Consider the following 11,800-nt stretch of genomic DNA (forward strand, 5'->3'; position numbering starts at 1 on the left):
GAAATGACTGTTCTAAAATTCAGATCACCATGGGACAGCTAGAAGACCTCCGCGCCTTTGTGCAGATCGTTGAGAACGAGAGCATTGGTAAGGCGGCCGATCAGTCCGGCATCGCCAAATCCGCGATGAGCCGCAAACTCCGGCTTTTGGAAGAGCGGTTGCAAACGGAACTGATCGTTCGCACCACTCGTCAATGGGCGCTAACCGCGGCGGGACGGGCCTATTTCGCACATGCGCAAAAGATCATCGCGGCCATCGAAGAAGCGGACGCCGAGATTGCCAATGAAGAGGTCGAAGCAAGCGGCGAGATAAGACTGTCAGCACCGCTGCACTATGGCACCAGCGTTTTGGCGCCCCGCTTGATGGGTTTTATGGACAAACACCCGAACATCGGGCTTTTCGTCGATTTCAATGACCGGTTTGTCGATATCATCGGCGAGCATTTCGACCTGGCAGTTCGCATATCGAACCTTCAGGATTCCTCGATCATTGCCCGGAAACTGGCCCAGACCCAGCATGTCTTTTGCGCCAGCCCCGACTACCTCGGCTCGACACCCCCGATTGCCCGTCCCGACGATCTCAAGTCACATAACATCCTGCAATTCGGCGCATCAAAGCGCTTCAAATGGACGTTCACTCTGCCGGAAGGTGGTGAAAAGTCCGTTGCGTTGAAATCGACTTTCAACGCAAACAACGGCGACATGCTGCTCTGTGCAGCGATGCGTGGAAAAGGTGTCGCGCGCCTGCCTGATTTTTTAGCGTCTGATGCGATCGCGGCCGGCGATCTTCAGCGTATCCTGTTAGGATGGGAGCCGGAGCGGCTTCCAGTGAACTTGGTTTATCCTGCGACCCATTTCCTTCCTCACCGCGTACGGCTTCTAATTGACTTTCTAGTGGAAGGCAGAAAATGATCAGTTTGGATCTCCGTGTCCACCAATGCGCACCGCGGGACTAGGGGCTGTGGACGATAGGGATTCGCATTCGGTTGACTTCTGAGCCAGACTTCCAAAATGGAGGTTTGAATGAACGAGCAGCGTTTTGTGGTAACGGATCGGTTTTGGCAGCGGAATGAGGCGCGTTTGCCGGGGAAGGCCAGTGATGCCGGAGCCACGGCAAAGGACAATCGCCTATTTCTGGAAACGGTGTTCTGGCGGGTTCAGACCAACTCACACTGGCGCGACCTGCCGGCCTCCTTTGGAAACTGGAACACAAATTTCCGGCGGTGGGCCGAAAGGGGTATGTTCGAGAGTTTCTTCAGCGCCATGAGCAATGATCCCGACCTCGATACGCTCTAATCGACGGCACCATGGTCTCGGCTCACCAGAAGGCGAGCGGCGCAAAAGGGAGACTCAGACCCAGGCCATCGGGCGCTCGCGCGGCGGGTTGACGATCAAGATCGTGGCGCTCGTCGATCGCTCGGCAATCTGGTGCGCTTCCTGCTGCTGCCCGGACAGGCGCACGATATTAAGGGCGTCGCGCTGCCGACCCATTTGGCTTTTGTCCGTTTGGCACTAAACGCCAGCCCAAGGCTTATCATCTGCCAAAAACCCTTTTGTCTAGATATCGAAGGGGCGCGCGAGGCTATCCGGCTATCGCTCGCGACCGATATTCGCGTAGTGGTGCACGTAAACTTCGGGTTCCAGCCATGGTATCGGGCGACTAAGACCCAACTCGATGCAGGCACCATAGGCGATGCGCTTCAACTCACCTTCAGACTGCGTCCTGGCGATGGTCAGGAAGAACATGCCTATCTCGACCGCCAACCGTATTGTCAGCAAATGGAAAAATTCCTAGTTCACGAACGAAATCTTGTCGTTGTTGGCAGGCACAGGTAGTTGAGGCAATAAGTGATGAGCCAAGCAGGAAAAAAATTGGGCTATGTCTTTGCAATTTTGATCGAACAAGTTCCGTTCGGTTATTTGCCAAAGCTTCGACTAACCGGCGGTCTTGTCGATACTGCTCTCTTCGGGATCAGGCATTGCGCAGGTATAGCAACGGCAGAAATGTCGGAATAACCCACCTTGGCGCAATGGGCGGCAAAGGACCGGAACGAGCCCAAACTGCCGGAAGTTGGGTTTCGTCCAAATGTCGGCTTGAAATCTGCGCAGTGCGGTTTTTACGTTTGTGGCCGTCAATGTACAGTATGCACGCAAGCGAAAATGCGTCTGGAAAAGATGGGTTTCTGACGTCGCGCTTGAGGGTAGGTTGGCAAGGCATCTCCGAGTGAACGCGACGCTCAGGCATCGTCGGGTTTGATTGCGTCGTTAGTTCGACAGTTTTCAATTCAACATTTTTTCTGGAAGGAGTTCTTCCAGTAGAAGCTCGTATTTTCTGGAGATTTCGGCTCTCTAATCAATCGAAAAATTTATTAACCTATTGAAAAAGATAATCTTTAATAGAGGCGTGCCGGTTTCTTGGTATTTCAATCGTATTGGGTTGGCTTTGGGTGTCTGCTTGGTGGCGACGCCACTGATTTGCGAACGGTGGCCGCAGAAACGAACATGGGAGCCACAAAACATGCACGAGACTTTTTATGAAGTGATGCGCAGGCAGGGGATTACTCGCCGCAGTTTCCTCAAGTATTGCAGTTTGGCGGCTGGGGCTCTGGGTCTCAGCCCGGCATTTGCGCCGCAGATCGCCGAGGCGATGGAGACCAAGCCGCGCATTCCCGTGCTCTGGCTACACGGGTTGGAATGTACCTGTTGTTCGGAGAGTTTCATTCGTTCGGCCCACCCGCTTGCCAAGGATGTCATCCTGTCGATGATCAGTCTTGATTATGATGACACAATCATGGCGGCCGCAGGCGATCAGGCCGAGGCGATCATCGAAGAGACCATCCAGAAATACGATGGCAACTTCATTCTTGCAGTAGAAGGCAATGCACCGCTGGATGAAGACGGCATGTATTGTATCATCGGTGGCAAGCCGTTTGTTGAGCAACTGCGCCATGCCGCGAAGCACGCCAAGGCGATCATCAGTTGGGGATCCTGTGCATCATGGGGATGTGTTCAGGCCGCGAGACCAAACCCGACACGGGCAACCCCGACGCACAAAGTGCCAAACATGCCTGACAAACCGATCATTAAGGTACCGGGTTGCCCACCGATTTCCGAAGTAATGACCGCAGTCATTACCTACATGTTGACGTTCGAGAAGATGCCGAGTCTGGACAACCAGGGACGGCCGAAAATGTTCTATTCGCAGCGTATCCACGACAAATGCTATCGCCGCCCGCATTTCGACGCTGGTCAGTTCGTTGAAGAGTTCGACGATGAGGGCGCCAAAAAGGGCTATTGCCTCTACAAGGTCGGCTGCAAGGGGCCGACCACATACAACGCCTGTTCCACCGTGCGCTGGAACGGCGGGCTATCGTTCCCGATTCAGGCCGGGCATCCGTGTATCGGTTGTTCCGAGGACGGTTTCTGGGACAAGGGCGGCTTCTATGACCGCCTGACCGACGTCAAGGGCTTTGGCATAGAAGCAAACGCCGATGAAATCGGCACCACCGCAGCAGCCATTGTTGGCGGCGCGGTCGCAATCCACGCAGGTGTGAGCGTCGTGAAACGGATCGCTCAAAAGGGAGATGACGCATAATGGCTACTGTACAGACACCCAACGGCTATTCGCTGGATACCAGCGGCAAACGCGTTGTCGTCGATCCGGTCACTCGAATTGAGGGGCACATGCGTTGCGAGGTCAACGTTGATGAGAACAACATCATCCGCAACGCGGTCTCAACCGGGACGATGTGGCGTGGGCTTGAGGTGATCCTCAAGGGGCGCGATCCGCGTGACGCCTGGGCATTTGTTCAGCGGATTTGCGGGGTTTGCACCGGGACACATGCGCTGACATCGGTGCGCGCTGTCGAGGACGCGCTCAATATCGATATCCCCGAAAACGCCAACTCGATTCGTAACATCATGCAGCTTTCGCTACAGGTGCATGACCATTTGGTTCATTTCTATCATCTGCACGCGCTCGATTGGGTGAACCCGGTGAATGCGCTGAAGGCCGACCCGAAGGCAACATCGGAGTTGCAACAAAAGGTTTCACCGCATCATCCGAAATCCTCACCCGGCTATTTCCGCGATGTGCAAACCCGGATTCGTAAGTTTGTCGAAAGTGGCCAGCTCGGTCCGTTCAAGAATGGCTACTGGACAAACCCGGCCTATTTGCTGCCGCCTGAGGCGGATTTGATGGCGGTAACGCATTACCTGGAAGCGCTTGATTTCCAGAAGGAAATCATGACCGTGCGGACCATTTTCGGTGGCAAGGACACCCACCCGAACTGGCTGGTGGGTGGCGTTCCCTGTGCGATCAACATGGATGGCGACATGGCCGCTGGCGCGCCGATCAACATGGAGCGCCTGAACTATGTCCGCTCAATCACCGAACGAGCCATAGCATTTGTCAAAAACGTCTACATTCCGGATGTTTTGGCGGTTGGGCAGTTTTACAAGGGCTGGCTCTATGGCGGCGGCTTGTCGAGCCAGAATGTTCTAAGCTACGGCGACATCCCGGATCGGGCAAATGACTACTCTGCCGGCAACCTGTTGATGCCGCGCGGAGCGATCATCAATGGCAAGCTTGAAGAGGTCCATCCGGTGGATCTTCGGGACCCGAACGAGATTCAGGAATTTGTGCCGCACTCGTGGTACAAATACGCAGACGAAGCGGTTGGTCTGCACCCATGGGATGGTGTCACCGAAGCCAATTACAAGCTTGGCCCGAACCTCGTTGGGACCAAGACCCACATCAAGCAGATCGATGAGGCCGGCAAATACTCCTGGATCAAAGCGCCGCGCTGGAAGGGCCACGCCATGGAAGTGGGGCCCTTGGCCCGTTATATCATCGGATACGCGCAGGGCCACGAGCAGATCACCGATCAGATCAAGGGTGTCTTGAGCGCCTTGGATGTGCCGGTGGATGCCCTGTTCTCGACGCTTGGTCGCACGGCAGCGCGCGCACTTGAGGCTGAATGGGCGGCCGAGCAGCAGCTCTATTTCCTCGACAAGCTCATCGCCAATATTAAGAACGGCGACAGTTCAACCGCCAACAGCACCAGCTTCGACCCGTCAACCTGGCCTTCCGAGGTCAAGGGCGTTGGCTTTACCGAGGCACCGCGGGGCGCTTTGGGCCATTGGATCAAGATCAAGGATACCAAGATTGAGAACTATCAATGTGTGGTTCCGACCACATGGAATGGTTCGCCGCGTGACAACGAAGGCAATATCGGTGCCTTTGAAGCGTCGCTGATGAACACCAAAATGGAAGTGCCCGAAGAACCGGTGGAAATCCTGCGCACGTTGCACAGTTTCGATCCCTGTCTGGCGTGTTCGACGCACGTGATGTCGGAAGACGGCGAAGAACTGGCCGACGTTAAAGTTCGCTGAGGAGGTGGCTGATGAGCGTTGTTGAAAAACACAAGGAAGAGGCAGTCTATATCTATCAGGCGCCGATCCGGATTTGGCATTGGGTTCAGGCCTTCGCCCTGTTGGCACTGGGTTTGACCGGATATTTCATCGGCTCGCCCCTGCCGTCGGTTGGGGGGGAGGCCTATGACCACTATGTTATGGGCTATATCCGCTGGATCCATTTCGTTGCGGCGTATCTGGTGATCATCGGCTTCGTGTTTAGGATTTACTGGGCCTTTGTCGGAAACGTCCACGCCCGCCAGATTTTCGTGCCCTCTGTCTGGCGCAAATCATGGTGGGCCGAGGTTTGGCACGAGATCAAGTGGTACGCGATGATGACCCGCGAGCCCAAGAAATATCTTGGCCACAACCCGCTGGCGGTGCTGACGATGCATATCATGTATGTATGGGGCACGGTGTTCATGATCGTCACCGGGCTCGCGCTCTATGGTGAAGGCACTGGGCCGGGGACATGGCAGCACAGCTGGTTCACGACCTGGATTATCCCGCTGTTTGGGCAAAGCCAGGATGTTCACACCTGGCACCATCTGGGCATGTGGGTGCTCGTCTGCTTTGTGATCACCCACATTTACGTGGCGGTACGCGAAGACATCATGTCACGCCAATCGATCATTTCGTCGATGATTTCCGGGTGGCGCATGTTCAAGGATGATCGTCCAGCCGACGATTGAAAATCGACGGCCGCGAGACAAAGAAAATGGGAGCGCCGCGCGTAAGCGTGGCGTTCTTCTTTTCGGAATAAAACCTTCCAAAATATGAAGAAGGCTGCAAAGAATGTTTCCAAAACCGGAGTAATTTGCAGGTAATAGTTAGTGGAAAACAACTTTCCAGTATTTTTGTGAATCGATAAGTTTTGTTGAGAGTGCCTTTGAGGTCGGGAGATTTTTACATGAATCTGCCCTTCATTTGGCAAGAGGGAGACCAAGCCGAGATGGGGTCGCGTGGTGCATATGCCCACAGGCTTGCCAGGCAAGTACGGGGGGATGCCATGCCGGCGCAACCAAATGTCCTGATCCTTGGGATCGGCAACCTGCTTTGGGCGGATGAGGGGTTCGGTGTTCGCGCGGTTGAGGAATTTCACCGCCAGTACAATTGCCCCGACAACGTCACGTTGCTGGATGGCGGCACGCAGGGCATTTATCTTGTCCAGCACGTGCGCGATGCTGACATTCTGATTGTTTTTGACGCGGTCGACTACGGCCTGCCACCGGGCACGATGAAACGTGTCGAGGGCGAGGAAGTTCCGAAATTCATGGGCGCCAAGAAGGTCAGCCTGCACCAGACCGGTTTTCAGGAGGTGCTGGCCATGGCAGAAATGATGGACGATGCGCCGGAGCATCTGTTGCTGATCGGGGTGCAGCCGGTCGAACTGGAAGATTTCGGAGGCAGTCTGCGCCCGGAAACCAAAGCGCAGGTTGATCCGGCGATTGACATGGCTTTGGACTATCTCGCCGGTTTTGGCATCACGCCGGAAAAGCGCGAAAAGCCCCTCCCGCAAGAGAGCACCATTGCCTGCCCGATCATGACTGCCGAGCACTATGAAAACGAGCGCCCTTCCGAGGAAGCGGCCTGTCGCAGTGGTGACGAACGTCTGCTGTACGATCAGAACTGGACCGCGCCGGGTGATTTTGACGGCGAGATGGAAGCCTTGCTGGCCTCCGAGCACGGGGATCAAAGCTGATGTGTATGGGGCTGCCGATGCAGGTCGCCGAGAGCGGTGCAGGATATGCGTTATGCAATTATCAAGGCGGCGTTCGCCGGATCGACACCATGCTGGTCGGCGACCAGCCTCCCGGCACATGGCTTTTGGTGTTCATCGATGCCGCGCGTGAAGTGATTGACGCGCAAGAAGCGCAAAAGATCACCGATGCGCTGAGCGCATTGGACGCGGTGATGGCCGGTGGCCCGGCGGACATCGATCACCTTTTTGCCGACATCATCGAAAACTCTGCCGCCAACCGAAAGGAACCGACCTGATGTTTTCCCCCTTGATGGAGAGTATTATCGAGCGTGAGAGCCTGCCTGTGGTCTGCGCCGCAACGCTTGATGAATTTGCCGAAGAAAACGGTGATGTGGTTTTGTTTGTCGGTGGCGATTGGCATCGTCACGTTGAAGTAAACGATGTGGCGGTCATCTTGCCCGAGATTGTCAAAGCGTCGGGCGGGCATCTGAAAGCCGCCGTTCTGGGAAGAGCGAGCGAGCGCGAGATCCAATCCCGGTATCGCTTCAACAGGTTTCCCGCCCTGATTTTTCTGCGTGACGGGGAATACCTTGGCGTGATCCAGAAAGTTCTGGATTGGGCTGACTATGTCACCGAAATCAACCAAATCCTCGCACTCGAGACGACCCAACCACCGCGATTTGAATTTCCAGAAGGCTGCGCCCCGGTCGCGCCAAGCCGCTCCAACTGAGAAGGACCCTGAACATGTCCACTGAATTCGTTATTCCCGGCGCAGTTGGCCCCGGAACCCAACCCTCCGAAGGCGACGGTCAGACGCTCGACTATATGGAAATGCCGCGCGAGATGGCGACGTTCGATCTGCCCATCGCGCCCGAGCCTGAAGATACGGTTGGCATGGAAGCTGGCAAAGCCCGCCTGAACGAGCTGGCCGCGGCCTTGAAAGAATACCGGATTGGCGCACCCGCGGCTGTATTGGAATTAGGCGATCTGGCACCCGAGGACCTGGGTCTGGTCAACCAAATCCTCGGAGAGGGTGAAGTGTCCATGGTCGCGGGCCCGTCCATTCAGGTGCAGGAAGCGGTTTTTGCAGGTGTCTGGCGGGTGCTGCATTTTGATGATCAGGGTGGTGTTTTGCGCGACACGATCGAGGTCGCGGCATGGCCGGATGCGGTGCAAGATCAGGTTTTTGCCACGGCCTGTTCCGAAGCGGCGCAGGCCGAAGACCCATTGCCGCCTGCAGTGTTCAATGCGCCGGCGCTCCTGTCCGAGATTGCCGACAAGGTCAGCACGCGCAAGGCCGGCGACCTGACCCATTCGATCAACCTGTCGCTGCTGCCCCATACCGAAGAAGATCTGGCCTATCTGGCCGACAAGCTCGGCGTGGGGGGCACGATCATTCTGTCGCGTGGCTATGGCAATTGCCGGGTGTCTTCGACTGCCACCAACAATGTCTGGTGGGTTCAGTATTACAACGCACAGGACGCGATCATCCTCAATTCGATCGAAATTACCGAAGTCCCCGAGGTGGTGTGTGCGGCTCAGGAAGACATTGACGACAGTGCTGAACGGCTGATGGAAATCATGGCGATCTATAATGACTGAAGTCGGCATCTCTGGCTTTTCCGGCGGCTCGTTTGGCGGTGACACGTCCAAGCTTGAGGATGGCGCGGTGCTGGAGTGCAAGATATGTTGGTGGCAGTATGATCCGGCCGAAGGAGATGACTATTGGCAAATCCCGCCGGGCACACCGTTTGCTAAACTGCCCGATCACTGGTCGTGCCCCAATTGCGATGGTCGGCGACAGGATTTCATGGTGGTGAGTGGCTGATGAAGGATCGGGGTGCCATATTAAGAGACCGGCTTGAAACGCTGTATGGCGAGATCGAAGTGACACGCATGAAGGGTGTGCCCATCCTGAACCCCGCCCTTTCGGTGGCGGCAATAGGGTTTGAGCCGTGGCAGGACTATCACTTTGGGGTGCTGCTGACGCCGTGGTTCATGAACTTCGTTCTGCTGCCAAAAGATGCTGAAACCTTTGCACAATCACAGCCCAGTGTCGGCGACAAACGGCGAATCCAATTTCCCGCTGGACAGGTAGAGTTCATTGTCGGCCACGAAGACGTGTTGGGGTATTCGTTGTCCTGTTCGTTGTTTTCCCCAGTGTTTGAATTTTCCGATCAAGAGGCCGCAGTGGAAACAGCCCAAGCGGCGCTAACCCAGGTTCTGGCGGCATCTGATGAGGATGAAGACGGAGATAATGACGCGGAAATGCGCAACCTCTGGGCGGGTAAGCTGCCGGTGCCGGAAGACATCCGGACGCCGGACGCCGAGACTGAGCCACCACGTCATGTGACCCCGTCAGAAATTAGCCGCCGCGACCTGTTTCGCGGTGCTTCGTCGCGCCGCGTGGCAGAGGGTCAGCCATGATTGCAGAGGGCCGGATCATCATCGAAATGGGGCAGAATGGCGATGTGCGGCTCAACTCGAACCGCGGCGTAGATGTTGCGCGCATGCTGGTAGGGCGTGGCCCGGGCGATGTTTTGGATCTGTTACCTCGGTTGTTTTCTCTTTGTGGCCACGCCCACGTTGCGGCGGCACGGCGGGCGATGTTTGGCCCGCTGGCGGAAATGGAGATGCGTTCAGATTCCCTGATGGTGCTGAGCGAGAACGCCCGCGAGCATTTGCTGCGCATTCTTACCTGCTGGCGCGCCAAGGGTGATCCACCCGCTTTGGCCGGGCCATCAATCATGTCGCTGGTAAGTGGAATGAAAACGGCCCTCGGGGGCAGCAAGGCGGAGCAGGATCAGGCGGACAATCTCGCAAACTTTCTGGCGGCCGATGTTTTGGCGCTGGGTCCAGCACAATTTTTGGATCTGGAGGACATCGAGTCTTTTTGCGGCTGGCTATCCGGCCCGCCGACGCCGGTCAAAGATCACCTGTCGGGGATCATTGCGAAGGGATGGGAGGCCCTTGGCGCCTCTCAGCCCAACTATCTGCCTTATCTGCCAGAGGATTTGCTGTTTGAGCGGTTCAACAACCCCGAGTTTTCAATTCGCCCAGACTGGCAAGGACAACCTTATGAAACCGGCACACTGGAGCGCCAGAGCCGTCACCCCTTGGTGGTGGCACTGGTTGAGACGCATGGCACAGGGTTGCTGGCCCGGATGGTGGCGCGTTTGGTCGAACTGGCGCAGATCCCGGAGCGGATGAAAAACGGTGACTGTCTGGTTTCGGGGGGGGATGGCCTGGGTATTGTCGAAACCGCACGGGGACGGCTGATACATGCCGTCAGGCAGGAAAGCGGCGTGATTGCCGACTATCGTATTCTGGCGCCAACGGAATGGAATTTTCACCCGCAAGGCGTGGCGGTGCAGGCATTGAGAACTTTGCCAGCAGAACCCGATTTGTCGGCACGTGCCAGCGCATTGATCGAAGCTATCGACCCTTGTGTCGCGTTTGAGGTGAGGGCTGTTTGATGCATGAAATGTCGATCTGTGAAAGCATCGTTTCAGTTATCGAAGAGCAGGCTATGGTTCAGTCCTTTGACAAGGTGAACATGGTGCGTTTGGAAGTTGGTGCGCTGGCCGGAGTTGAGCTTGAAGCTTTGAAGTTCAGCTTTGATGTCGTAACCCGTGGCAGCATTGCAGAAGGGGCGACGCTGGATGTGATCGAATTGCCGGTGTCCGGCTGGTGCATGCCCTGCGCCAAAGCGATTACAGTGCGTGAAAGATATGATGCCTGCGCGGATTGCGGCAGCTATCAGATACAAATAACGGGCGGCGATGAGCTGCGGATCAAGGAAATGGAGGTGGACTGATGTGCACGGTATGCGGATGTGCCGAGGGGCAAGTGACGGTTGAGGGCGGCAAGCCCCAAAGCCATGATCACTCCCACACGCATGGAGATCATCACCACCATCATGACCATGCCGACGATGGCACGCACCACTATGGCCATGGGGCTGCACACGCCCATGCGCCCGGGCTTTCGCAGGCACGCATGGTTCAGATCGAAACGGACATCCTTGCCAAGAACAACGAATACGCCAATGCCAACCGGCGGCATTTCGATGAACATGGCATACTGGCGCTCAACCTCGTTTCCAGCCCGGGATCAGGCAAGACAACACTGCTGACCGAAACCATAAAAGCCCTTAGCGGCGAATTGGACATGGGGGTGATCGAAGGCGATCAGCAAACCGCCCATGACGCCGAGCGTATCCGCAAAACCGGCGCACCGGCGATACAGGTCAATACCGGAAAAGGCTGCCATCTGGACGGGCATATGGTCGGGCATGCGCTGGAACATCTAGCGATGCCCGACGATAGTGTTCTGTTCATCGAAAACGTTGGCAATCTGGTGTGCCCTGCCGGGTTCGATCTGGGCGAGGCGCACAAGGTGGTGATCCTGTCCGTGACCGAGGGCGAGGACAAACCGATCAAATACCCGGACATGTTCCACGCCTCTGATGTGATGCTGCTGACCAAGACCGATCTGTTGCCACATCTCGATTTCGATGTCGAAAAATGTCTGGACTATGCCCGCCGGGTGAACCCCCGGATCAAAACGCTTCTGGTGTCGGCAAAATCCGGTGAGGGCATGCAAGATTGGCTAGGCTGGATCCGGGCCGCGCGGGAGATGGCGCACCTTGGCCGTCGTCAGACCGAAACCGCGTGAAGGAGTA

General features: G+C 56.3%; 15 protein-coding genes and 1 pseudogene. 15 read left to right on the top strand and 1 reads right to left on the bottom strand.

The window, feature by feature from the left end; genetic code table 11:
• Positions 1-29: 29 nt before the first annotated feature.
• Together RXV86_RS19830 and RXV86_RS19835 are read left to right on the top strand one after the other, a co-directional pair.
• Complete coding sequence (locus RXV86_RS19830; RefSeq protein ID WP_316302260.1) at positions 30-911, top strand: LysR family transcriptional regulator; 882 nt, start codon at positions 30-32, stop codon at positions 909-911.
• A 111-nt stretch (positions 912-1,022) separates the two neighbouring features.
• A pseudogene (locus tag RXV86_RS19835) lies at positions 1,023-1,475 on the top strand (IS5 family transposase); the annotation flags it as partial.
• 114 nt (positions 1,476-1,589) lie between these two features.
• Here RXV86_RS19835 and RXV86_RS19840 read toward each other — a convergent pair.
• Positions 1,590-1,778, bottom strand: a complete 189-nt coding sequence (locus RXV86_RS19840; protein ID WP_316302306.1) for a hypothetical protein — start codon at positions 1,776-1,778, stop codon at positions 1,590-1,592.
• A gap of 72 nt (positions 1,779-1,850) precedes the next feature.
• Here RXV86_RS19840 and RXV86_RS19845 point away from each other — a divergent pair, with 72 nt between their 5' ends.
• The 13 genes from RXV86_RS19845 to hypB all read left to right on the top strand — a co-directional run bounded on the left by RXV86_RS19845 (position 1,851) and on the right by hypB (position 11,793).
• Positions 1,851-2,015 carry a hypothetical protein gene (locus RXV86_RS19845; protein WP_316302261.1) on the top strand — a complete coding sequence of 55 codons (165 nt, stop codon included), beginning with the start codon at positions 1,851-1,853 and terminating at the stop codon, positions 2,013-2,015.
• A 502-nt stretch (positions 2,016-2,517) separates the two neighbouring features.
• Complete coding sequence (locus tag RXV86_RS19850; RefSeq protein WP_316302262.1) at positions 2,518-3,594, top strand: hydrogenase small subunit; 1,077 nt, start codon at positions 2,518-2,520, stop codon at positions 3,592-3,594.
• A complete protein-coding gene (locus RXV86_RS19855) occupies positions 3,594-5,393 on the top strand; it encodes a nickel-dependent hydrogenase large subunit (RefSeq protein ID WP_316302263.1) in 1,800 nt (599 codons plus the stop codon). Before RXV86_RS19850 ends, RXV86_RS19855 begins: the two co-directional genes overlap by 1 nt.
• Before the next feature lie 11 nt (positions 5,394-5,404).
• The gene (gene cybH, locus RXV86_RS19860; protein WP_316302264.1) at positions 5,405-6,106 is read left to right on the top strand and encodes a Ni/Fe-hydrogenase, b-type cytochrome subunit; all 702 of its coding nucleotides are present in this window, start codon (positions 5,405-5,407) and stop codon (positions 6,104-6,106) included.
• Between the two features lie 317 nt (positions 6,107-6,423).
• The gene (locus tag RXV86_RS19865) at positions 6,424-7,116 is read left to right on the top strand and encodes a HyaD/HybD family hydrogenase maturation endopeptidase (RefSeq protein ID WP_316302265.1); all 693 of its coding nucleotides are present in this window, start codon (positions 6,424-6,426) and stop codon (positions 7,114-7,116) included.
• Complete coding sequence (locus tag RXV86_RS19870) at positions 7,116-7,412, top strand: HypC/HybG/HupF family hydrogenase formation chaperone (RefSeq protein ID WP_316302266.1); 297 nt, start codon at positions 7,116-7,118, stop codon at positions 7,410-7,412. Before RXV86_RS19865 ends, RXV86_RS19870 begins: the two co-directional genes overlap by 1 nt.
• Complete coding sequence (locus tag RXV86_RS19875; protein WP_316302267.1) at positions 7,412-7,846, top strand: hydrogenase accessory protein; 435 nt, start codon at positions 7,412-7,414, stop codon at positions 7,844-7,846. The genes RXV86_RS19870 and RXV86_RS19875 overlap by 1 nt, the downstream gene beginning before the upstream one ends.
• Positions 7,847-7,860: 14 nt before the next feature.
• On the top strand, positions 7,861-8,718 hold the full coding sequence (locus RXV86_RS19880; protein WP_316302268.1) for a hydrogenase expression/formation C-terminal domain-containing protein: 858 nt from the start codon (positions 7,861-7,863) through the stop codon (positions 8,716-8,718).
• Positions 8,711-8,944: a rubredoxin gene (locus tag RXV86_RS19885; protein WP_316302269.1), complete on the top strand. Its 234-nt coding sequence runs from the start codon at positions 8,711-8,713 to the stop codon at positions 8,942-8,944. Before RXV86_RS19880 ends, RXV86_RS19885 begins: the two co-directional genes overlap by 8 nt.
• Positions 8,944-9,543, top strand: a complete 600-nt coding sequence (hybE, locus tag RXV86_RS19890) for a [NiFe]-hydrogenase assembly chaperone HybE (RefSeq protein WP_316302270.1) — start codon at positions 8,944-8,946, stop codon at positions 9,541-9,543. The genes RXV86_RS19885 and hybE overlap by 1 nt, the downstream gene beginning before the upstream one ends.
• Complete coding sequence (locus RXV86_RS19895) at positions 9,540-10,592, top strand: nickel-dependent hydrogenase large subunit (protein WP_316302271.1); 1,053 nt, start codon at positions 9,540-9,542, stop codon at positions 10,590-10,592. The genes hybE and RXV86_RS19895 overlap by 4 nt, the downstream gene beginning before the upstream one ends.
• On the top strand, positions 10,592-10,933 hold the full coding sequence (gene hypA / locus RXV86_RS19900; protein WP_316302272.1) for a hydrogenase maturation nickel metallochaperone HypA: 342 nt from the start codon (positions 10,592-10,594) through the stop codon (positions 10,931-10,933). Before RXV86_RS19895 ends, hypA begins: the two co-directional genes overlap by 1 nt.
• Positions 10,933-11,793 (top strand): hydrogenase nickel incorporation protein HypB, encoded by an 861-nt coding sequence (gene hypB, locus RXV86_RS19905; protein WP_316302273.1) that lies wholly within the window; start codon positions 10,933-10,935, stop codon positions 11,791-11,793. Before hypA ends, hypB begins: the two co-directional genes overlap by 1 nt.
• The last annotated feature ends 7 nt before the right edge of the window (positions 11,794-11,800 follow it).

Origin of the sequence: Aliisedimentitalea sp. MJ-SS2, from assembly GCF_032586155.1 — a bacterium.
In the GTDB taxonomy this organism is placed as follows: Bacteria; Pseudomonadota; Alphaproteobacteria; order Rhodobacterales; family Rhodobacteraceae; genus JAWHTC01.

What these genes read in the sequence shown, in the direction of transcription:
- RXV86_RS19830 (WP_316302260.1), top strand. Translation starts at nt 30, where the DNA reads ATGGGACAGCTAGAAGACCTCCGCGCCTTTGTGCAGATCGTTGAGAAC.
- RXV86_RS19845 (WP_316302261.1), top strand. Translation starts at nt 1,851, where the DNA reads ATGAGCCAAGCAGGAAAAAAATTGGGCTATGTCTTTGCAATTTTGATC.
- RXV86_RS19850 (WP_316302262.1), top strand. Translation starts at nt 2,518, where the DNA reads ATGCACGAGACTTTTTATGAAGTGATGCGCAGGCAGGGGATTACTCGC.
- RXV86_RS19855 (WP_316302263.1), top strand. Translation starts at nt 3,594, where the DNA reads ATGGCTACTGTACAGACACCCAACGGCTATTCGCTGGATACCAGCGGC.
- cybH (WP_316302264.1), top strand. Translation starts at nt 5,405, where the DNA reads ATGAGCGTTGTTGAAAAACACAAGGAAGAGGCAGTCTATATCTATCAG.
- RXV86_RS19865 (WP_316302265.1), top strand. Translation starts at nt 6,424, where the DNA reads ATGCCGGCGCAACCAAATGTCCTGATCCTTGGGATCGGCAACCTGCTT.
- RXV86_RS19870 (WP_316302266.1), top strand. Translation starts at nt 7,116, where the DNA reads ATGTGTATGGGGCTGCCGATGCAGGTCGCCGAGAGCGGTGCAGGATAT.
- RXV86_RS19875 (WP_316302267.1), top strand. Translation starts at nt 7,412, where the DNA reads ATGTTTTCCCCCTTGATGGAGAGTATTATCGAGCGTGAGAGCCTGCCT.
- RXV86_RS19880 (WP_316302268.1), top strand. Translation starts at nt 7,861, where the DNA reads ATGTCCACTGAATTCGTTATTCCCGGCGCAGTTGGCCCCGGAACCCAA.
- RXV86_RS19885 (WP_316302269.1), top strand. Translation starts at nt 8,711, where the DNA reads ATGACTGAAGTCGGCATCTCTGGCTTTTCCGGCGGCTCGTTTGGCGGT.
- hybE (WP_316302270.1), top strand. Translation starts at nt 8,944, where the DNA reads ATGAAGGATCGGGGTGCCATATTAAGAGACCGGCTTGAAACGCTGTAT.
- RXV86_RS19895 (WP_316302271.1), top strand. Translation starts at nt 9,540, where the DNA reads ATGATTGCAGAGGGCCGGATCATCATCGAAATGGGGCAGAATGGCGAT.
- hypA (WP_316302272.1), top strand. Translation starts at nt 10,592, where the DNA reads ATGCATGAAATGTCGATCTGTGAAAGCATCGTTTCAGTTATCGAAGAG.
- hypB (WP_316302273.1), top strand. Translation starts at nt 10,933, where the DNA reads ATGTGCACGGTATGCGGATGTGCCGAGGGGCAAGTGACGGTTGAGGGC.